The sequence below is a fragment of the Ohtaekwangia koreensis genome (genome assembly GCF_900167975.1).
Taxonomy (GTDB): domain Bacteria; phylum Bacteroidota; class Bacteroidia; order Cytophagales; family Cyclobacteriaceae; genus Ohtaekwangia; species Ohtaekwangia koreensis.
The window spans coordinates 107,716-128,253 of sequence record NZ_FUZU01000002.1 but is presented as its reverse complement, the minus strand read 5'-3'; the positions used below and the strand labels follow the sequence as shown (position 1 = coordinate 128,253).

23 protein-coding genes are annotated in these 20,538 nt (G+C 41.9%); 11 read left to right on the top strand and 12 right to left on the bottom strand.

Annotated features, from left to right (window positions below):
• The first annotated feature begins 64 nt into the window (after nt 1–64).
• On the top strand, nt 65–1,180 hold the full coding sequence (locus B5Y40_RS13335) for a sensor histidine kinase (protein WP_079687298.1): 1,116 nt from the start codon (nt 65–67) through the stop codon (nt 1,178–1,180).
• A gap of 20 nt (nt 1,181–1,200) precedes the next feature.
• Nucleotides 1,201–1,944 (top strand): LytR/AlgR family response regulator transcription factor, encoded by a 744-nt coding sequence (locus B5Y40_RS13330; protein ID WP_079687297.1) that lies wholly within the window; start codon nt 1,201–1,203, stop codon nt 1,942–1,944.
• Nucleotides 1,945–2,080: 136 nt separating this feature from the next.
• Here the strand turns inward: B5Y40_RS13330 and B5Y40_RS13325 are convergent, their stop codons facing one another.
• From B5Y40_RS13325 to gloA2, 3 genes are all read right to left on the bottom strand, one after another.
• Entirely contained in the window at nt 2,081–2,731 is a 651-nt protein-coding gene (locus B5Y40_RS13325) for a DUF4230 domain-containing protein (protein WP_079687296.1), read from the bottom strand.
• 63 nt (nt 2,732–2,794) lie between these two features.
• Nucleotides 2,795–3,400 carry an LbetaH domain-containing protein gene (locus B5Y40_RS13320; RefSeq protein ID WP_079687295.1) on the bottom strand — a complete coding sequence of 202 codons (606 nt, stop codon included), beginning with the start codon at nt 3,398–3,400 and terminating at the stop codon, nt 2,795–2,797.
• Nucleotides 3,401–3,403: 3 nt separating this feature from the next.
• Complete coding sequence (gene gloA2, locus B5Y40_RS13315) at nt 3,404–3,793, bottom strand: SMU1112c/YaeR family gloxylase I-like metalloprotein (protein WP_079687294.1); 390 nt, start codon at nt 3,791–3,793, stop codon at nt 3,404–3,406.
• 42 nt (nt 3,794–3,835) lie between these two features.
• On the opposite strand from gloA2, the gene B5Y40_RS13310 reads away from it, so the two are divergent.
• Nucleotides 3,836–4,312: a DUF456 domain-containing protein gene (locus tag B5Y40_RS13310; RefSeq protein WP_079687293.1), complete on the top strand. Its 477-nt coding sequence runs from the start codon at nt 3,836–3,838 to the stop codon at nt 4,310–4,312.
• Between the two features lie 35 nt (nt 4,313–4,347).
• The gene (locus B5Y40_RS13305) at nt 4,348–4,803 is read left to right on the top strand and encodes an acyl-CoA thioesterase (protein ID WP_143785762.1); all 456 of its coding nucleotides are present in this window, start codon (nt 4,348–4,350) and stop codon (nt 4,801–4,803) included.
• On the opposite strand, the gene purN is transcribed toward B5Y40_RS13305, so the two are convergent.
• Nucleotides 4,804–5,379: a phosphoribosylglycinamide formyltransferase gene (purN, locus tag B5Y40_RS13300; protein WP_079687291.1), complete on the bottom strand. Its 576-nt coding sequence runs from the start codon at nt 5,377–5,379 to the stop codon at nt 4,804–4,806.
• Nucleotides 5,380–5,513: 134 nt separating this feature from the next.
• Between purN and B5Y40_RS13295 the strand changes: the two genes are divergently transcribed.
• On the top strand, nt 5,514–5,924 hold the full coding sequence (locus B5Y40_RS13295; RefSeq protein WP_079687290.1) for a hypothetical protein: 411 nt from the start codon (nt 5,514–5,516) through the stop codon (nt 5,922–5,924).
• Nucleotides 5,925–5,992: 68 nt separating this feature from the next.
• Here the strand turns inward: B5Y40_RS13295 and B5Y40_RS29780 are convergent, their stop codons facing one another.
• Nucleotides 5,993–6,364 carry a helix-turn-helix domain-containing protein gene (locus B5Y40_RS29780; protein ID WP_079687289.1) on the bottom strand — a complete coding sequence of 124 codons (372 nt, stop codon included), beginning with the start codon at nt 6,362–6,364 and terminating at the stop codon, nt 5,993–5,995.
• Between the two features lie 137 nt (nt 6,365–6,501).
• On the opposite strand from B5Y40_RS29780, the gene B5Y40_RS13285 reads away from it, so the two are divergent.
• Nucleotides 6,502–6,963, top strand: coding sequence for a hypothetical protein (locus B5Y40_RS13285; RefSeq protein ID WP_143785761.1), 462 nt, complete (start codon nt 6,502–6,504; stop codon nt 6,961–6,963).
• A 24-nt stretch (nt 6,964–6,987) separates the two neighbouring features.
• Here B5Y40_RS13285 and B5Y40_RS13280 read toward each other — a convergent pair whose 3' ends face one another.
• The gene (locus B5Y40_RS13280; protein WP_079687287.1) at nt 6,988–7,476 is read right to left on the bottom strand and encodes a YdeI/OmpD-associated family protein; all 489 of its coding nucleotides are present in this window, start codon (nt 7,474–7,476) and stop codon (nt 6,988–6,990) included.
• A gap of 219 nt (nt 7,477–7,695) precedes the next feature.
• On the opposite strand from B5Y40_RS13280, the gene B5Y40_RS13275 reads away from it, so the two are divergent.
• The 3 genes from B5Y40_RS13275 (at nt 7,696) to hemH (ending at nt 11,770) form a co-directional block, all read left to right on the top strand.
• A complete protein-coding gene (locus tag B5Y40_RS13275) occupies nt 7,696–9,516 on the top strand; it encodes a PAS domain-containing sensor histidine kinase (RefSeq protein WP_079687286.1) in 1,821 nt (606 codons plus the stop codon).
• Nucleotides 9,516–10,682, top strand: a complete 1,167-nt coding sequence (locus B5Y40_RS13270; RefSeq protein ID WP_079687285.1) for a hypothetical protein — start codon at nt 9,516–9,518, stop codon at nt 10,680–10,682. The genes B5Y40_RS13275 and B5Y40_RS13270 overlap by 1 nt, the downstream gene beginning before the upstream one ends.
• A gap of 80 nt (nt 10,683–10,762) precedes the next feature.
• Nucleotides 10,763–11,770, top strand: a complete 1,008-nt coding sequence (gene hemH, locus B5Y40_RS13265) for a ferrochelatase (protein ID WP_079687284.1) — start codon at nt 10,763–10,765, stop codon at nt 11,768–11,770.
• Between the two features lie 10 nt (nt 11,771–11,780).
• On the opposite strand, the gene B5Y40_RS13260 is transcribed toward hemH, so the two are convergent.
• Together B5Y40_RS13260 and B5Y40_RS13255 are read right to left on the bottom strand one after the other, a co-directional pair.
• Complete coding sequence (locus B5Y40_RS13260) at nt 11,781–12,500, bottom strand: LytR/AlgR family response regulator transcription factor (RefSeq protein WP_079687283.1); 720 nt, start codon at nt 12,498–12,500, stop codon at nt 11,781–11,783.
• A complete protein-coding gene (locus B5Y40_RS13255) occupies nt 12,497–13,594 on the bottom strand; it encodes a sensor histidine kinase (RefSeq protein ID WP_159453699.1) in 1,098 nt (365 codons plus the stop codon). The genes B5Y40_RS13260 and B5Y40_RS13255 overlap by 4 nt, the downstream gene beginning before the upstream one ends.
• A 189-nt stretch (nt 13,595–13,783) precedes the next feature.
• Between B5Y40_RS13255 and B5Y40_RS13250 the strand changes: the two genes are divergently transcribed.
• Nucleotides 13,784–14,077: a hypothetical protein gene (locus B5Y40_RS13250; RefSeq protein WP_079687281.1), complete on the top strand. Its 294-nt coding sequence runs from the start codon at nt 13,784–13,786 to the stop codon at nt 14,075–14,077.
• A gap of 82 nt (nt 14,078–14,159) precedes the next feature.
• Here B5Y40_RS13250 and B5Y40_RS13245 read toward each other — a convergent pair whose 3' ends face one another.
• Genes B5Y40_RS13245 through B5Y40_RS13235 form a run of 3 tightly spaced genes read right to left on the bottom strand, consistent with a single transcriptional unit; the run spans nt 14,160 to nt 16,347 of the window.
• Nucleotides 14,160–14,561 carry a DUF2721 domain-containing protein gene (locus tag B5Y40_RS13245; protein WP_079687280.1) on the bottom strand — a complete coding sequence of 134 codons (402 nt, stop codon included), beginning with the start codon at nt 14,559–14,561 and terminating at the stop codon, nt 14,160–14,162.
• An 11-nt stretch (nt 14,562–14,572) separates the two neighbouring features.
• Nucleotides 14,573–15,808 (bottom strand): MFS transporter, encoded by a 1,236-nt coding sequence (locus tag B5Y40_RS13240; RefSeq protein ID WP_079687279.1) that lies wholly within the window; start codon nt 15,806–15,808, stop codon nt 14,573–14,575.
• Nucleotides 15,805–16,347: an AAA family ATPase gene (locus B5Y40_RS13235; RefSeq protein ID WP_221408949.1), complete on the bottom strand. Its 543-nt coding sequence runs from the start codon at nt 16,345–16,347 to the stop codon at nt 15,805–15,807. The genes B5Y40_RS13240 and B5Y40_RS13235 overlap by 4 nt, the downstream gene beginning before the upstream one ends.
• A gap of 59 nt (nt 16,348–16,406) precedes the next feature.
• On the opposite strand from B5Y40_RS13235, the gene B5Y40_RS13230 reads away from it, so the two are divergent.
• Nucleotides 16,407–17,873 carry a flavin monoamine oxidase family protein gene (locus B5Y40_RS13230; protein ID WP_079687278.1) on the top strand — a complete coding sequence of 489 codons (1,467 nt, stop codon included), beginning with the start codon at nt 16,407–16,409 and terminating at the stop codon, nt 17,871–17,873.
• Here the strand turns inward: B5Y40_RS13230 and B5Y40_RS13225 are convergent, their stop codons facing one another.
• Complete coding sequence (locus tag B5Y40_RS13225; RefSeq protein WP_079687277.1) at nt 17,874–20,321, bottom strand: ABC transporter permease; 2,448 nt, start codon at nt 20,319–20,321, stop codon at nt 17,874–17,876.
• Nucleotides 20,322–20,538: the final 217 nt, after the last annotated feature.

The following is a 20,538-nucleotide window of genomic DNA, read 5'->3' as shown; positions in this document are numbered from 1 at the left end:
ATTGAAGATTTATCGCCAATAATCTATCCTGATCGGTTTTGCATTTCATTATGTATTTTTAATTATGAATTTGCCTGTCTTGAAGTCTATAGAAGAAATACCTCGTGTCTGGAAGAAGGCCTACCTCTTGCTATGCCTTTGGTTTGCCGCTAATTACGGTGTAGGCACTTTTATAGAATGGAAGCTCGAAAATCCAAACACGTATATCTTTTGGAATGCACTTTACCTATTCGAAGTGCTTTGTATCCTCATCATCGGTATCTTCTTCTACGCAAACTTTCTATTTCGATTCAGAATATATTTTCAGGTGGCTGGGCATGCTGTTGGTGCCATGACTCACTTCTTGATTATGGGCACACTGTCCTATTATCTTGAAGATTATGTAGAAGGATATGCAGGCTGGGATTTTTGGAAAGCTCACATTGTTGGCTTATTAAAATGGGAAGGACTACATTTCCATGACCAGTATATAATTACTGTTGGGGTATACTATGTGATCGGTTATTTTCAGGGACTGCAAAAACAGGAACAGGAAAAAAGCGAGCTCACTTTAAAGAATCGCGAGATGCAGATCTCGTTATTGAAATCGCAGATAAACCCTCACTTCTTATTCAATACATTAAATTCCATCAACACACTCATCGGTTCCAGCAAAGAGCAGGCACGTAAAGTAATCACGCAGCTGTCCGATATATTTCGCTATGCATTGGATTCACATGGCGATCAAATGGTGAAACTTATCCAGGAACTTGATTTTATAGATAACTATATTCGCATTCAGCAGGTACGTTTCGGTGATCGTTTGAAATTTGTAAAGCAAGTTGATTTTTCTTGCCTGAATGTTGAAATCCCTCCAATGATTCTTCAGCCGCTAGTAGAGAACTCCGTGAAGTATGGCATCGCCCCGAAAGAAGACGGAGGAACAATCATTCTTACTGTTAAGCGTTTTAACAACATGATCTTTTTTGAGGTAAAAGATGATGGACTTGGCTCCAAAGCCAAAAAAGTAATGGATGGAAGTTCGAGCGGGGTAGGTATGAAAAATACCGACCAGCGTCTGAAGAGTATATTTGGACCGGGCTCTGGATTAAGAATTCACTCCAATGAGTGGGGATATTCCGTTAGCTTCTTCATCCCGTATGAGGAGATCGTTGAAGAATTGAAAAGCAAAGCAGTGTAACTTATTAAACTTAATTATACATGAACATAACTTGCGTTATTGTCGATGATGAAAAATTAGCTCGCGACCTTCTGCAGGAGTACCTACAACAAATGCCAAACATCCAGGTGATTGGTGAGTGCTCTAAAGGAAAAGATGCAGTAGAGTTAATTGACAAGGAAAAACCTGATCTTGTTTTTCTCGATGTACAAATGCCAGGTATGACGGGCTTTGATGTACTCGATGAAATTACACATGATCCTTATGTAATATTCTGCACTGCCTACGACCAGTATGCACTAAAGGCTTTCGAGAAAAACGCCGTAGACTATATTTTGAAACCACTGGACCAGGAGCGTTTCAAACTTGCCGTAGAGCGTGCTATTGCGCGTATGAAGATGGAGCAGAACAACGTTGGCGAATTGCTGCGTAACCTTAAGACAGAAAACAAAACTTCATACGACTCGCATATATTCGTTCAGAAGTCTGAAAAGTTATTGAACCTGCCCGTAGATGAAATTGTATACCTGGAAGCTTCCGGTGATTATACTATACTTACAACCAAGAATGATCAGTTTGTAAGCTCATCCGGTATTGGTAAACTCGAAGAGATATTGAATCCTGAGATTTTTATCAGAGTACACAGAAGTACAATCATCAATATCAACAGCCTGAAAGAAATTGAAAAACATTTCAATGGCGGCATGGTAGTAAAAATGCAAAATGGTAAAAGCTTCCCCGTGAGCAGAACCTATGCAAAACTGATCCGCAAAAAAGTAGTATAGTTTAAATATACTTTCCCGCAGCTTTTCCAGTAGCGCAACCCGTCAATGCATGGTCTGTGTCTATTTGTGAAATCTGCGGGATTTTTTTTGATATATAGCCCCGGGTGATCTACTTCTCATTTCGGTTGCCAACGGATCATTGAAACAAGACCTTCTCCTGATCAGTATATTGTATCGTAACCGTTTTTCCATGAAGCTTCATGATCTCCGTTATTTTCGCCTCAAATGATTGCTGCGCTTCTTTTACAAATTCAGCCTGCGCTGCATAGCGCTTGGCGTCATTCGTAAAAGCATTCATAGCATCCGAACGATCCTGAGGCTTTATAGGGTTCCACCATCCGTTTTCATCTTCGAATTTAACATCACCCATCGGCTCCAGAGATAGTAGTTTAGGATGAGGCATTGTTATGGTAGCATTATCTTCACCAATCGTTATTGCAAACTTCTGATTGAGATCAAAGCCAGCCTTCGCTTCAAATGTTCCCAGGATCGTAATCTTCTTCGTGCTTTTCAGCCAGGTATTGTTCCATATATACTGATGCTGAAATTTTTGTGACAGCGTGGCGAGCTCCAGTATAGGCACTTGTTGTTGTAATACGATGGTATTGTTGACCGTAACTTCCGGAGTAAAATGAAAGGCCTCTTTGAAATCGCGTCCAATTTGTTTGGCTCCTTCATAGCTTCGTTGTGCTACCTGTGTAGGTATATATACTACCAATACATAAGCCGTTATCATTACCATTACAAGCAACGATATAATGAGAATGATCTTTCTGTTTGAAAACATTTTTCGTTAGCGCTTAAGGGATGTTAGATCGTCAATAACATTATAATACACAATATGAATTCGTTAATTCACTTGTTCTACAAGTTCTAATCGTTTCACAATGGAATTAAGGGGCAAGATTGTTCCGGGTGATAAAACCGCATTTGCTCCAATCTTTGTGCCGTCACCAACGAGGGCTCCAAATTTTGTGGCACCCGTTTCAAATGTTTTGCCATCCACCAATACCTTAATTTCTTTATCCGTTCTTTCATTATAGTGATTGGCGATTACTGAGCCGGCCTCCATATTTACCTGCGAACCTATAATTGAATCGCCTGCAAAGTTGAAATGAGCAAGAGATGCGCGCGGCATAATAAAGCTGGTCTTGATCTCACATCCGGGGCCTATACTTACACCTTCTCCCAGATATACACCTCCACGCAAGTATGCATGAGCACCGATAAAGCATTTGGCGGAAATAATAGCAGGACCTTTAATAATCACATGCTCTTCGATTCGTGCCTCTTTATGTATAGCAATATGGTCACGAATGATATAGTCCTCCGATAGTGTTTTGATTTTGTCGAGTATATGTACAGAAGCAGAAGCTGTTATATCCCACGGAGGAAGACCATGGAGCGAAGGAAACAGCTGTAGAAAATAATGTGTATACTGATGGAGATTGATCATAAATTATGATTCGTATAGTTCAAGCGGGAGATTGTCGGGGTCAGTAAAAAAAGTAAATCGCTTGCCGGTAAATTCGTCAATACGGATGGGCTCGGTTTTAATTCCGTATGACGTAAGCATTTTTACCGAGTCCTCTATATCGGTTACTTCAAAGGCAAGATGACGGAGTCCTCGTGCTTCAGGTTGTGATACTCGTGGAGGTGGATCCGGAAAAGAAAAGAGCTCGATCACATAACGGTTGCCCAATGCTAAATCTAATTTATAGGATTTCCGTTCAGCACGATAATATTCACCCATAACGCGAAAGCCCAGAACCTCGGTGTAGAATTTTTTAGAGACTTCATAGTCTGAGCAGATAATAGCGATGTGATGAATATTCGAAATGTGAAGCATGATATAATTTGTCAACTTAAATTTCATTAATTTTTGTTCACGATGGATATACTCTGGATTGTTCTTGGAATAATTTTTATGCTGGCAGGTTTGGCGGGCTGTGTTTTGCCATTTCTGCCAGGCCCTCCGTTGTGCTTCATTGGCATCTTGTTACAACAGCTTAAAGAAGCGGCACCATTCACTACAAAATTCATCATCATCTGGGGCATCATTACTGTGGTGGTGACGCTGCTCGACTATATCATTCCGCTCTATGGCACCAGGAAATTTGGTGGAAGCACCTATGGCATGTGGGGCTGCACACTCGGATTAATCGTGGGTATATTTATTGGCCCCTGGGGAATAATAATAGGCCCGTTTATAGGTGCATTTATAGGGGAGATCATGGCCAATGCAAACTCATCGCAGGCATTGCGTGCAGCTTTCGGATCGTTTGTCGGTTTTCTTTTCGGGACACTCCTCAAGCTGATCGTATGCTTTGTGATGGGGTGGTATTTCGTGGTGAGCCTGATTGGATAAGAATAAATATATACCTTGTAGCAAGAATAAATTATATGGCAACTTTTAGTCTTCCCATTCAGATTCGTTGGGCTGATATTGATCAGAACCGTCACCTTCGTCATTCTGCATATTATGATTACGGAGCCATGGCCCGTATGATCTTCTTATCCGAACACGGTATCACTACGCAAAAACTGGAGTCATTAAAGATAGGTCCGATTCTATTTCGCGAAGAAGCCGTTTTCAAACGCGAGATAACACTCGATGATAAGCTTACGCTGGATGTAGAGTTGATAAAGGCTTCGAAGGATTTTTCGCGCTGGAGCCTTCGCCATAATTTTCTGAAACACGACAACGCCCTGGCGGCAAACGTTACGGTAGAAGGTGCGTGGCTTGATCTTGAAAAAAGAAAACTCGTTACTCCGGATGAATTCGTTCAATCCATCTTCAATGAATTTCCTCGTGCAGCTTCTTTCGAGTGGATCATTCGTGAAGAGAAGAAAGTATAGCTAGTCAGTTATCCAACGCTCAATCACAGCAGGGTAATGTTTATACTCCAGCTGGTGAACTTTATCAGCGATCTGCTCGGGTGTATCATCAGCATGTACGGGGCACGATGCCTGGAAGATTACTTCTCCTTCATCATACTTTTCATCTACAGCATGAATCGTTATGCCGGTCTCATAATCACGCGCAAGCTTTACAGCCTCATGTACTTTCATACCATACATACCTTTGCCTCCGTGCTTTGGTAAGAGCGCTGGATGTATATTAATGATCTTGTGAGGGAAAGCCTGTACCAGGTACGTTGGTATCAGCCAAAGGAAACCTGCCAGTACAACGTGCGTTACGTTTTTCTCTTGCAGCCATTCAAGTACCACGGTGCTTTCACGAAACTGTTGTCTGTCGAATGTCTTGGTAGAAATTCCATAATTCCGGGCACGCTCCAGCACAAAAGCTTGTGGATTGTTACTGACTAAAAGAACAACTTCAATGGACGGATGATTTTTGAAATACTTAAAGATTTCTTCCGCGTTGGTTCCGCTACCAGAGGCAAAAACAGCCAGACGATATTTTTCAGACATAAGCCACAAAGATAATGCAGCGCTTCAATTCGATATAAAGGATACGCTGATTGTATAAATAAATATTATATAGATGCTGGTATGATTAACTGCGAACGGGTTAACTTTAGCCATCAATCTACTCCTTGGCAGTTATGGAAACATTTGGTGAAAAAGTTAAACGTACAACTAAAAAAGTGACTCGTATTATTCTGATTGTACTGCTGATTGCAGGTGTGATTACCTTTTCGTTTTTATACTGGGGTACATATGAAGATGGTGTGTTAGCTGGCAAAGTATTACGTATCAGCCAAAAAGGAGTGATGTTCAAGACTTACGAAGGGAAAATAAATCTTGAAACATTCGGAGCGTTGAAAGGCACAAGCCCTATAGCGGAGTCTTTTGATTTCTCGGTAGAGAAAGGGGATAAAGACTTGGTGAAGGAATTACAAACCGTTGCCTTGAGTGGCGAGCGGGTAAATCTATACTTTGTAAAACGATATGCACGCTTTCCATGGCGTGGTGACACAAAATATTTCGCTACACGCGTTGAACGCCTCAAATGAGGTAAGCACAAGTGTATATGGTATATATAGAGGCGTCTATCTATAGGGGCGCTTAGGCTGAATTTAAATCAGGAATATTGTTTGTGTTCCATTTGCTGGATCAACTCTGTTTTATCTTCCATGAGTTTAATAATCCTGCGGAGGTAATCAATTTCTTTGCGCGATAGCTCAAGCTGTTTTTGATATTCAGTCTCGCCAAGCATACGCTTCAAATTATTCTGCCCTGCGTGCTCCTCCGGCTGGCTCGAATAATATTGAAAGAAATCGTGATCAAGTACCTGTGAGATTCTAAGAAGTAATCCGGTATCCAGGTGGCGTTTCCGGAAAATGCGATAAACATTCTGGCGAACAGTTCCGAGCTCATCTGCAAAATCAGTAAGCTTCATGTGGCGGTTGTCAAAAACCTCTTTGATTTTAGGGCCAATCTCAACGAATGCCATGACGGGATTTATTTATGAGTTGAATAAAGATAACGTAAAATATTAGTTTACACTCCGTAAACTTCATGGTTATCGGTGTAACCGGCAGTTTTACATCTTCGTAAATTGTCGTTAAACTTACATAACCAAAGCAGCTTATGAGCTTTGTAGAATTTGCCCCGACCCTTAGTAGTTCTGAATGTATGGTAAAAGCTTTTTACCAAGACGAATATGCTACCATCGAATTGGATGATTCAATTCCCTGCATTCGTCTTACGTTAAATGGAGTTCCACGTTACAGTGAACACTATAATTTTGTTCAGAAAAAACGACTGGAGCTGATGTATCAGGAAATAAAGAACTATCCCAAGCTGCACATGCTGACGGATAGCCGTACCGCTGGCCCTGTGTTGGACGAAGATGTACTTCATTTCAGAATGCACATTATGCCAGCGATGGAGAATGCCGGTATTCGTTACCTGGCGCTCGTTATGCCTAGCAGCAAGTTTACGCAGCTAACCATTCGGGATATGACGGCAGGGGCGAGAATTATGACGGTGCAATATTTCGATTCCATGCGAGAAGCTCGTCACTGGCTTAGAAAAATGACTGCGCTATAGCGAATTCCTCAAGGCAGTATATAATTATTTTTCGCTGGGATTCTTTTTGCCCGCTAGAAGTTTTTCTACAGTTGCCTGAAGACGCTTCAGACGAGTCTCTTCTTTTTTCGCATCGCTGATCCAAAGCGCATATTCTTTACGGTTGGTATAGCTTAGTGAATCAAAGAATTTTTTAGCGGCAGCATTTTTCGCAAGCTCTTTCTTAAGCGCAGGCGGAATTTCTACAACGCGTTCTTCCGTATCCAATTCGATTTCTACCTGAACGTGGTCCCCTACTTTTTTCCCAATGGCAGCGCGAACATCTTTTCGCACAAGAATGACATGGCAGCCTGTGCCCATATTCGATAAAATACCACGATACGGAAAGCCATCAAACCAGGCTTTTACTTTTACCATTCCCTTGGTACCATAGACTTTTTCCACATCAAAAGGAATTGAAACAAACGCAGCATCAATGACCAATTCCGGGTTTTCAAGGATTGCTTTAAACACTTGCTTAACAGGTTTCGCCATAGCAAAAAATAGATCAGGGTAAATTTAGCCCAATACTTCTCGGAAAAACTTCGTAATCAAAACAAAATGCTTGGTTTAAAGGCTGAGGGTGGTATAAAAATTTGACAAACTATATACGAGCATTGTTTTGTTAGGTCTATAGAATTATCTTGCAAGGCTTGAACCCAACATCCTTAGGCCTGTGACTACTTTATCAATGATTTTGCCAGTCTAATACATATGCAGGATCTTATCAGGCACCTACCAGCGGTTATTTACGAGTACACAATCTATCCAGATGACCAGCCACGGTTCACGTATGTAAGTGAATCCAGCGAAAGCATTTTAGGAATCACACCCGAGGTGATCTTATCCGATGCGTCTGTATTGGATAATATTGTTTTCGAGGAAGACCGCGAGTTGCAGCAGCAAACTTCAGCGCTCAGTATACAGGAAGGAAGGGATTGGAATTGGGAAGGGCGAATGAAGGTAAAGGAAAATATAATCTGGGTGGAAGTAAAATCGAATCATGAACTACGGCCTGATGGAATTATCATCAGACGTGGCGTAATACAAGATATAACAGAACGTAAAGAGCTGGCGAAAGAAACCGAACAACGTTACCTGTCGCTGGTTGACAGATTGCCAATCGGAATAGTTATACATAAACAAGGCAAACTTGTTTTTGCAAACACGCAGGCTTACCAGATTCTCGCGTACAAGAAAACGAATGAGCTCATCGGCACCGAAGTGTTGAATTTTGTTCACCCGGATTATCATCAACGCATTGCCCGCAGAATGAAAGAGGGCGGCTTGCTCGCTCCAATGGTAGAACAAAAATATGTTCGCATGGATGGAAAGGTAATTGACGTGGAGACTATGTCATCGCCTTTTACATTTCAGGGTGAGCCTTGCGTACAGGTAATTTTCCGTGATATAACCGAACGCAAGCAAACGGAAGAACGGATCAAGAAAAATGAAACGTTATTAGCGCAGCTCTTCCAAAATATACCCATGGCCGTTGTGCTGCTGAACGATCAGGGAAAAGTAGAACAGGTAAATAAAGGCTTTGAAGAAATGTTTGGCTTTTCGCTGGACGAACTCAAGGACAAGAGTATAAATGATTTTATAGTTCCTGAAGAACTTGTCCACGAAGGTGTAGATCTTAATAACCTCATCACCGCCAATCGCATTGTAAGCATTGAAACAATTCGTAAGAACAGAAACGGTAAGCTCGTAAATGTTATACTCTATGGTATGCCGGTTATGCTGGATAACCAGACTATAGGTATATATGGTGTATATGTAGATTTTACCGATCGTAAAAAGGTGGAGGAGGAATTAAAGATCAGAAATACAGAACTCGATAACTTTGTATATAAGGTTTCGCACGATCTTCGCGCACCACTTTCTTCTATACTCGGTTTGGTGAATCTCGCGCGACTGCCCGGTAACACGGATAATCCAATGGACTATATAGATATCATTGGCGAGAAAGTTCAACACCTCGATCATTTCATTGGCGATGTGTTAAGCCACTCGAAAAATCTGAAAATGGATGTGACCACTAGTAAAGTGGATTTCGAACAGATCATTGACAGAACATTCGAAGACCTGAATTACCTGGAAGGTGCCAAGGAAATGGTCCGTCATGTAAAAATAGAAGGCGAAGCTTTTTATAGCGACCCGTGGCGCATTTCAGAGATCTTCAGGAATCTTATTTCCAATGCTGTAAAATATAGGCAGCTCGATGTCTCTACACCGGAGATCAACGTAAAAATTCTGGTAGACAATTACCGTGCAGAAGTGAGTTTTGCGGATAACGGTATAGGTATAGATGAGGATAACCTGGCGAAAATTTTCGAAATGTTTTACCGCGCCACGGAACAGTCTGACGGCTCCGGCATAGGACTATATATTGTTAAAAATGCGGTGGAGAAACTAGGTGGCCAGATTTCGGTGGCCAGCAAAGTAAACCAGGGGACGCGGTTTAGTATTGTGCTTCCCAACAGGATCAATAGCTTTGTGTCGGCATCCAAATCACAAGTTGTCGAACAGTAATGAAAATTGTTGAAGTAACGACTCCCCGGCATATACAGGAATTTATCCTGCTGCCTGTAAAGCTTTATAAAAACGAACCCAACTGGATTCGCCCACTCGATAAAGATATAGAGAGTGTTTTCGATGTCGAAAAAAACAAAACATTCAGACACGGTAAATGTATTCGCTGGATTCTTCAGAATGATTCAGGAGAAACTATTGGGAGAGTAGCCGCTTTTGTAAATGAAAAGATAGTTCACAAGGGCAACGACCAGCCTACAGGCGGAATGGGCTTCTTCGAATGCATCAACGATCGTGAAGCTGCATTTGTACTTTTCGATCAATGCAAGACATGGCTTCAGTCAAACGGTATGGAAGCGATGGACGGGCCTATCAATTTTGGAAGTCGCGATCGCTGGTGGGGATTGTTGATCGAAGGATTTGATCGTGAACCCAACTACCAGTGCAACTACAATTTCCCTTACTATAAAGATTTTTTTGAAGCGTACGGATTCCAGGTATACTTCTATCAGTTTACTTATGCGCGCTCTATACAAGGCCCGCTGGCGCCACGTCTTCACGAGAAAGCAATACTTGCTAAAAAGGATCCTGACTATAGTTTCCGCCACCTTCAAAAGAGTGAACTTGATAAGTTGCCTGAATATTTAATGACGGTATATAATAGAGCATGGGCTAACCGATCGGAGAATCCGGAACTTAGTATAGCACAAGCCAAATTACTGGTAAAGCAAATGAAGCCTATCATGGATGAGAAGCTTTTATACTTCGGATTTTACAAAGGCGAGCCCGTTTCATTTTTCTTATCGTTACCCGAGATCAACCAGATCTTTAAATATGTAAATGGTAAACTTGACTGGATTGGAAAATTGAAATTCATCTGGCATACGCTGATGCGAACTAACAAGAAAGCCTTTGGTATTTTATTCGGAGTGGTACCCGAACATCAAGGCAAAGGTTTGGATGGCGCCATGATTATCAATGCACGCGATGTGCTGCAGCCCAACGCACGTTACGAACATTATGAGATGAACTGGATTGGAGATTTCAATCCCAAGATGATTCTGGTTGTAGAACAAGTAGGCGGTGAAATGTCAAAACGTCACGCTACATACCGAAAGCTTTTTGATGAAACGAAGCCATTTAAACGCTCTCCGATCTTAAAATAAACGCGAAGTTTCTCCGCAGGCATAAACTTCTTTTGTCGGAAAATGTTATTCGCTTACTTGCATCGCGAAGTTTTTAAGACATGAATAAAACCGGAGTTCTTCTCATTAATCTGGGCACACCCGATAGCCCCTCTGTGAGCGATGTGCGCTCATATCTTTCACAATTCCTCAATGATCCACGCGTAATCGACATACCGTGGCTGTTGCGTAAAATGTTGGTAAACCTCATCATTGTTCCGTTCCGTGCTCCTAAATCTGCCAAGATTTATCAGAAACTCTGGACGGACAAGGGCTCGCCATTACTATACTACAGCGAGCAGGTAAAGGTGTTGCTACAACAAGAGTTAACCAAAGAGTTTGATGTATACCTCGCGATGCGCTATAAGAATCCTTCGATACCAAATGTTCTGGAGGCGATGCGCAAAAAGAATTACGAGCGCATCATTGTGCTGCCCATGTTTCCTCAATATGCATCGGCTTCTACAGGCTCTGCGTTAGATGAAGTAATGCGTGTTATCAGAAAGTGGTGGGTTATACCGGAGATTAAAATGATCAGCCAATACTATGATCATCCTACATTCATAGAAGCATTTGCAGAGCGTGGCAGGAAATATAGTATAGATGATTATGATCATGTGCTGTTCTCTTATCATGGCTTGCCCGAACGTCAGGTTGATAAAGTATATGATAACGACCTTTGTGCTAATCACGATTGTGAGCATGAAGTAACGGACGACAACAAGTATTGCTATAAGGCTACATGCTACGCAACCACACGGCTGTTGGCGGAGAAGCTTCATATTCCTACAGAAAAATATACAGTATGTTTTCAATCACGCCTCGATCAGAAATGGCTCAAGCCGTTTTCAGATGAAGTAGTACGGGAGTGCGGCCGAAAGGGAATGAAGAAAATTCTTGTATTCTCACCAGCCTTCACGGCCGACTGTCTTGAAACCATTATCGAAATCGGAGATGAGTATCAGGAAATCTTCAAAGAGCACGGTGGCGAAAAAGTTCAGCTTGTAGAAAGTTTGAATGATCATCCGCTATGGATTAAGTGCTTGAAGGAGTTAGTGCTGGCGAAGTAGATGTATAGGGCTAATGATGTGTGCCTAATCTCTTTGCTATTTCATGTTTATATAGCGGGCCGACAGGAAGTTCCGTCTTGCCGATGAAGACAGCATTTAGATTATAAGAGTCGATCTTGTTAACAGAGACTATAAATGAACGATGGATTCGCATGAAGTCCTGCTCAGGTAACATTTCTTCTATAGCCGTTATAGTTTGCTTGGTGATTACTTGTCTGTCGGGTAAAAGAATGCGCACGTAATCTTTCAGGCTCTCAATGTAGCGGATTTCATCTACCATAATCTTTACCATCTTACGGTCTGCACGTACATATAGGAAGCGATCGTTCTCGGTAGTTAATGTTTCTTTTATAGCTGTGGATTGTTTTTGCTCCGGATTTATAGCACGATGAACAGCGCGTAAAAAACGATCGAGTGAATAGGGCTTGAGTAAATAATCGACAGCACCAAGTTCAAATCCATCCACCGCATAATCGCGATGCGCTGTGGTAAAGATTACTTTCGGAGGTGATGGTAAAGCTCTGAGAAAATCCGTTCCGGAAAGCTTCGGCATATTGATATCCAGAAAAATAAGATCGACCTGGCTCTTCTGAATAAATTCAAATGCTGCCATGGCGTGGTGACACTCTCCTGCAATTTCAAGCATGGGTGTAGCATCTATATAGGTTCGCAGAATGTCGAGAGCCGGAGGTTCATCATCCACCAGCAGGCAGCGAAGTTTCGGGGTCATGCTTCAATCAATTTGATAGAGTCGAGTGAAATCACCAGAGACACAACAAAGGTCTCCGCATCCTCTGTAATACGTAGATCATACGCATTAGGATATAATAATTGCAGTCGTTTTTTCGCGTTTTGTAATCCAACATGAATCGAGTTTGGATTGTTGTTGTCAATCGATCTGCCATTGATAAGCTTGAATTTTAATGTACTTTCATTTACCTGCAGATCCAGACTGATCCAGGCTTGTTCAATCATTTCATTGGCACCATGCTTAAAACTGTTTTCGACAAAGGGAAGCAGAAGAAGCGGTGCTATCGTGTTTGAATCGAGATCACCTTTGATGTTTACAGATATATCGAGACGTTCACCAAACCTGCTTTTCTCCAATTCAATATAATGCAGAAGAATTTCTACTTCTTTGTTGAGAGCAACCGTAACCTTTGTACATTCAGTAAGTATATATCGCATCAATTGCGATAGTTTCAGTATAGCTTCGGGTGTGGCATCTGATTTCTTAAGCGCCATGGAATATATACTGTTAAGCGTATTGAACATGAAATGCGGATGAATCTGTCCTTTCAAAACTTCAAGTTCTGCCCTCAGTCGCTCTTTCTCCAATTGCTCATTTTCAATTTTATTCTGATACCAATGCTTTACCAATTTAACGGCTACAGCAAATCCCGCCACGGTCATCGATCCGCGTAAACCACCCATGAAGGAATAAAAAAATGTGACCTTCTTTACTGAATAATGCAACGACTCTCGCAGCGGGCGAATAACATTGAAATTGATAAGCGGTGATAGCGCAGCCGTCATCAAAATTAAAAGCAGTACCAGCAGGAAGCCAATCCAGTATTTTTCCTTGAAAATATAGGAGGGAAGGATGTAGTATATAATGGCATAGCTCAGAAAAATATGCTGTGGCATGAAAACCAATGACTCTATATAGGAGATGGAAAACATCTCGTATGTTTTTCCTTCTGAATAGTAGAATCCATATATAAATCCCAGGAATACCCACCATACCATCCAGAACAGTATGTGCCTGCCTAACCTGTAGTGCGTTTCATTGGAGAGTACAAGCTTTGAGAAAAAACTATCCATATACATGCTCATACTCGATCAGGCGATGAAAGTTTAGCGACACACCCGTTTATAGACGAAAGTGACAGAATCGTAGACGAAACATTTTTATCGAGCATGTTATTGTGCTTGTCTTCAAACCGGATACATCGGTGGGGTCTGTGAAAATAATATACTTTCATTCCGTTCATCATACAAAAAAGACCCTTTATGAAACGAATCTTAACACTCTTAACCGCGATACTCTTTGTGTCAGTATACGCGTTTGGCCAGCCGGAAAAATCACACTATTGGGTAGTGGAAACCAATGCACAAGATAAGAGTTACTCTATTGTGCGCTTTTATGATCAGGCTAATCTGCTTGTGCATGAAATAAAGCTAGATAATATACATATAGATGTCCGCAAGCATAAGTATCAGCGAAAGCTTAATCAGCTTTTGAAAGATTATCAGGATCGTGTGGCAACCACATCCAAAAAGCACAAATCGAAACGATCGATTTGATTTAGATTAAATGGTTCGCCCGGCTACGTGATGGCCGGGCTTTTTTATGGAATATATATGCTGATGCTATATAGTATTGTCGTTACTCTTCACCCATATCTTTCAATTCAATCTCCAGTGCCTTGGTGCTGATATAAATCTCATTCAGCGAAAGGGCAAGTGAAAGGAGAAGGAACACCAGGCTCATTCCAAATATAGCAATCGCCCACACTTCATATTGCAGATAGAAGAACAGCATGCTGAGCACACAAAAGAAAAAGCTGGTGATGCCCGCACCTTGCATGTGCTTTACGAGCATAAGCCGAAGTCTCAGATTTCTGATTTGTGCTTTAATGATTTCATGATCTTCATGAATGGTTTTGTATTTCGCATGGAGATTCCGAATCAATGTTGCCAAGGCGAGAAAGCGATTGGTATAGGCGAGCATCAACAACGTAATGGCTGGAAAAAGAAGTGCCGGAGTATTGATTGAAATTTGTGGCATATATACTTGGTTTATTCAACACGTTGTAACCTGCGCAAGGACTTTGAGAACCAACTGGTAACACCTACTACAGTCAGCGTCAGACAGCCCCCTATAATTACCGAACGCACAACACCAAACAAGCGTGCCGTGACACCAGATTCGAACATGCCGATTTCATTGGAGGAGCCGATAAAGATATGATTCACAGCGGAAACTCTTCCCTTCATGTTTTCAGGTGTTAAAGTTTGCAATAGCGTGCTGCGTATAATTACACTCACACAATCGAATACTCCACTCATCATTAGTAAAAACATTGAAATCCAGAAACTCGTGGAGAGCCCGAAGAGAATCATACAAACACCGAAGCCACCTACACAATAGAATAATAACTTCCCTGCATTTTTCTTGATTGGATGATGTACAAGATATAGCGCCATCAGCAATGCACCCACGCCAGGTGCAGCGCGAAGAAAGCCGAGTCCTACTTTGCCTACGTGTAATATAGTATCAGCAAAAATAGGAAGCAGTGCTACTGCGCCACCGAAGAGTACAGCGAAAAGATCAAGCGAGATTGCACTTAATACGATCTTGTTATTATATACAAAACGTAGACCCTCTTTAATCTTCTCAACCATTCCTTCGTCTGATGTTGAAGGGGGCAATGGTTTGTTGGAGACGGCAAACGCCAGCAACAACCCGGAAAGTACCAGTAGCACATCCGTTGTGTACGCAACCGAGATCCCAAAGAATCCATACAGTAGTCCACCCAATGGCGGTCCCGATAGTGAAGCGGTTTCCCACAATGTGCTGTTCCATGTAATGGCATTGCTATATAATTCGCGCGGCACAAGCTGCGGCATGAAGGCAAACAATGCGGGTGTGATAAATCCACGTGCTATACCACTGATGAAAATTATAGTATAGATAGGAATCACGCCATAGCTGATAAAAAATTGCCCCGGCTCCAGTGTAAAGAAAAGAAGGCATAGCGAACAAAGTAGCAGTGTGCCCACACATAGCAAGATGATTTTTTTGCGTTGTACCACATCTGCAACGTGTCCTGCATAAAGAGATACACCAATGGAGGGTATAGCTTCAGCCAGGCCAATAAGTCCGAGGGATAATGGATCCTTAGTTATTTCATATACCTGCCACGACACCACAACAGCTTGTATCTGGATGGCGAGCGTAATACAAAAGCGAGCAGAAATAAAATATCGATAGTCTCTGATCTTTAAAGCTGCATAGGGAGAAGTAATGCTCATACCGTTGCTAAAATAGTATCAATCGCGTTTACAGCAAGTTGTTTTCGCTGTTCACGGTCGCCACGTATTTCAATAAAAGGCACAGATTGATTTTTCATTTCCTTTAAATAAATATTATAGAGCTCTTCACGTTGATTCGGATGCTCACGCTGCGGATCTTCCTGCCAGGGTAAATCTACATAAGTAAGGAGGTATAAATCGTATTTTCGTGTAGCAATATGGTGTAGAATTTCCTTGTGGCAACTACCGTATTTAAATTCGCTCCACACTTTAATGACGTATAGGTTTGTATCGCAGATCAAAACGCGATTTGCATCACGCGTCCATTCATCTTCGAGACGAAGCTGGCCATGTGCAATTGTTAAAAGATCATATTCTTCGTATGGTCTCACGAGATGATCTATATAGCCACGCGCATACTCAGGGTTCCATACGGTGTTGTAATGTTCGGCGAGAAACTTAGAGAGATCGGATTTCCCCGTGCACTCCGGGCCGATTATCGCCACTTTCTTGATGGCTGGCAGATCGAAAGCATTCATAATGCGAAAATCGTTTATATTTCCCGGAAATTTTTTACCAATACAAATAACATTTCCCGGTGAACAGAAGAAAAGCATTACAGCAAATCGGACTTGGAGTTTCGGCTGGACTGGTACTTCCGGCATGGTTAAGTTCATGCAAGGATGATGATCCCGCTCCGAGCAACACCTACAATGGCGTAATCGGTATAGTGGGCGCTGGCGCTGCAGGGTTGCATGCCGCTGATGTTTTGAGGAGTAAAGGAATACCGGTTCGGGTATTCGAAGCATCCGATCGAATTGGTGGAAGGGTGCGAACTATACAACGTATTACTCAACCGGATGATGCATTACTTTTTGATCCGGCTAACGAATCAATCAGTGAGTTTCCTGCGGAGTTAGGCGCACAGTTTATTTGGGGTTCTGATTCTGCATGGGGAAAAATAGTTAGTCAGCTGAATGTTCCGGTAATAGAATTCTATACACAGGGGAGTGATATATTTATAGTAGATGGTACTATAAAATCAGCAGCCGAATTAGCAGGTGATGCTGATTTTATAGCAGCAAAAAATTTCGTTACGAACCTTTCTTCGAATGCCTCTACGGGTTCGGTGCAACAGGCCATTGCAAGTGCCGGTATAAATGCGCGTATGTTTTCAATCCTCAATTCATGGATAGGTAATACAGCAGGTACTTCGAATACATTACTGGGTATAAAAACGCTTGCAGAGGGAATAAGCTTGCGGATACGAAATTCACAGCAGCTCATTCTGAAAGCTAATCCAATGGAAGATGTTTTACTTTCACGCTATAGCAATGTATTGCCCTATGTAGAAATGAATAGCGTTGTAAAGACTATTAATTATTCCGGTGATAAAATTACGATAGGAGGCGAGAAGAATGGTGCTGAAGCTTTCACAGCAGAAGTTGATCGTTTGATCATAGCCGTTCCGGTTTCAATCTTAAAATCGGCAGCGATTTCATTTACACCTGCACTTCCATCCGATAAATCCACAGCACTATCCCGTCTTGATATGGATGGCAGCATTCGCCTTCGCCTTGAATTCAAAAAGAATTTCTGGGGAATGAACAGTGCATATATATATGGTGGTACACAGGCACCGGAATATTTTAATGCAGGTATAGGTCGTGATCCTCTGCAAAAAACACTCGACATAACCATACAGGGACCAAAAGCAGAGGAGCTCTCTGCATTGGGTAAAGATATGGTGCCGGTTATATTGTCGGAACTCGATGCTGTTTACAACGGACAAGCTACCGCTAACATCCGCAGAGACGCTCAGGATACTATACTATATACCATCATGGATTGGTCGAAGGTTCCCTATATCCAGGGTGGTGTATCGTATGTTAAACCCGGTGGCAGCAACGCAGATCGTATTACTCTTTCGGCAGCCGTAAGCGAAAAATTATTTTTCGCAGGTGAGGCTACAGATATAGTGGGTGAGGCAGGTACGATCAGTGGGGCCATTCAATCAGCGGAGCGCGCTGCATTGGAAGTAGTAGATACTATTACACTTGCGTGATCATTCACTCTTTAGCGATTTCACCGGATTGACAATTGCTGCTTTGATGGATTGGTAACTCACAGTGATCCACGAGATCAACAATGCTATACCACCGGCAATCAGAAATACACCAACGCCTAACTCGATGCGATACGCAAAGTTCTGTAGCCAGTTATCCATTATATACCATGCTAAAGGAGTTGCTAGTATGAAAGCAATAGCGATAAGCTTTGTAAAGTCTTTTGATAGAAGAATAATTACACTTCCTATGGAAGCACCCAATACTTTGCGTATACCGATTTCTTTTGTGCGAAGATTGGCAGTATAAGCTGCAAGTCCAAAAAGACCAACACAAGCTATAACTATAGCCAGTCCTGAAAATATACCGAATACTTTACCTGCTCTTTTTTCGGATTCATATTGAGCGTTCAGGTTCTGATCCAAGAATTGATATTTAAAAGGTTGATCCGGTGCCAGTGTTTTCCAGGTTGCTTCCATGGCGCCCAGGGCGGCCGTTGCATTCTTGCCTTTTACACGCGCATATACATAGGCTGCACCACCACCAAAGCTTTCTGCATTTTGAATAGCGAGTGGAGTAACGGGGTCGCGAAGTGATTGGAAATTAAAATCCTTGATCACGCCAATGATTGTATACTGTATTGTAACGTTGCCATCTTGCCTGCGTTGAACCTGCGCTAATTTTTTTCCTATAGGGTTTTGTATATCCAGCGTCTTCACGGCCGTTTCATTCAAGATGATAGACAATGAGTCGTTTGTTTCTTTCGAGAAACCATGTCCTTCAGCAAACTCAAATCCGATCGTCTCGGCAAAGTAATCATCTATACCCATAGTTTTCGTAGTGAGTATCTCGGATGAACCTTCCGGGGTGAATTGAGCGCCAAAGAAATCGCCTTGACGGCCGAGCAATGCGAATGACCCTGCGGCCTTCTCTACATTCGCCATGCGCTTCACTTCTTCAACGAATGTTTCTGCTTTGTCATTCAGTGCAAACACACGCTCAATGATAAGGATCTGTTCTTTGTCGTAGCCGAGCGATTTATTCTGCATATACTCCATCTGCTGGCCTACTACTATAGTGCCGACAATCAATACTATAGATATAAAAAATTGAAATATAACCAAGCCGTTACGAAGCCATGTACCCTTTGCATTACTGGTAAAGTTTCCTTTCATCACAATAACAGGGTTGAAAGATGATAGTGCAAAAGCAGGATAGCTTCCAGCTAAAAAACCAACCACGATCGCTATAGCCACTAAAGCAAGCGGAAGAAAACCAGTCAAGTTCAGTACGAGCTCTTTATTGACTAAATTGTTGAAGGATGGAAGTACGAGGAGCGCGATAACCAATGCCAGTATGGTTGCAAACAAACTCAATACAATTGATTCTGTCAGGAATTGAAAAACCAACTGACTCTTCAAAGACCCCATCGTTTTGCGTACGCCTACTTCACGAGCGCGTTCTGCTGAGCGTGCTGTTGCCAGGTTCATAAAATTTATACAGGCAATAACGAGGATAAGCGCTGCTACGGAAATCAGAAAGTATACATAGTGTATATTTCCGCCTGCCTGCATCTTTGCTTCTATATTACGCGGATCAAGATGTATAGAGGTTAGCGGTTGTAGAAAGTAGCGATACCCATTGCCTTCTTTTTTATAGTCTTCCCATGATTTGCCAAGGTCACGCTCGATCTGTGCAGCAGCATATGTATCCACCATCTTTGGGAATTTCTTTTCCAATGCCTGTGCATCAGCTCCTGGCTTTAAGGCTATATATACATGTGCTGTAAACGTTGTGAAATTATTCTGGACACCACCACCAAAAAACTCATCGTCCCACTTGGCAAGAAAATCAAATTTGAAATGTGAATTGGCAGGAACATTTTCAGATACAGCACTTACGTGGAAATCCTGGTTGAACATCCGAAGCGTTTTGCCAAGCGGATCTGCATTGCCAAAATACCGCTGTGCTGTTTCTTCGGTTACTACAATATCATTCTTGTTAACAAGCGCTTTCTGTGGATCGCCTTTTAAAATTTTTATACTGAAGAACGTAAAGAAGTTTGAATCAGCAGCCATAATGAAGTCTTCTTCAAATTGCTTTACATCATCATGTTCATCTTTATAATTCACGATTACCTGATTGATGGGGCCACCCATTTTTATAGTGCTGGCAATCTCGGGGAAGTCGCGAACCATTACATCGGCATAAGAATGTGGAATGATAGCATAGTTGGTAAGATGATTCGGGTATTTCCGTTCGAGTACTACTTTGTGAATGCGATCAGCATCGGTATGAAATGTATCGTATGAAAATTCATTCGTAACGAACATTACAATCAGAATACAACTGGCAACTCCGATGGAGAGTCCCAATACATTAATGATTGTGTAAACCTTCTGTTTGATGAGGCTTCGTATGGCGATTCGCAGGTAGTTTTTCAGCATACGTTAAGTTCACCCGTTAACTTGAAAAAAGCAATACCGTATGCTACGGGACCCACAAATATTACCTCAACGGATTTTCTCGGATATACCCAAGATTAGAAACCAATAGTATTTCTCTGCGCTAGTCTGCGAAAATCTGCGGGAACGACCTGAAGAATATATAGGGGCAAAAAAAATCGTCTGTTGCCAGACGATTTAATATATACTCTATGAAAGA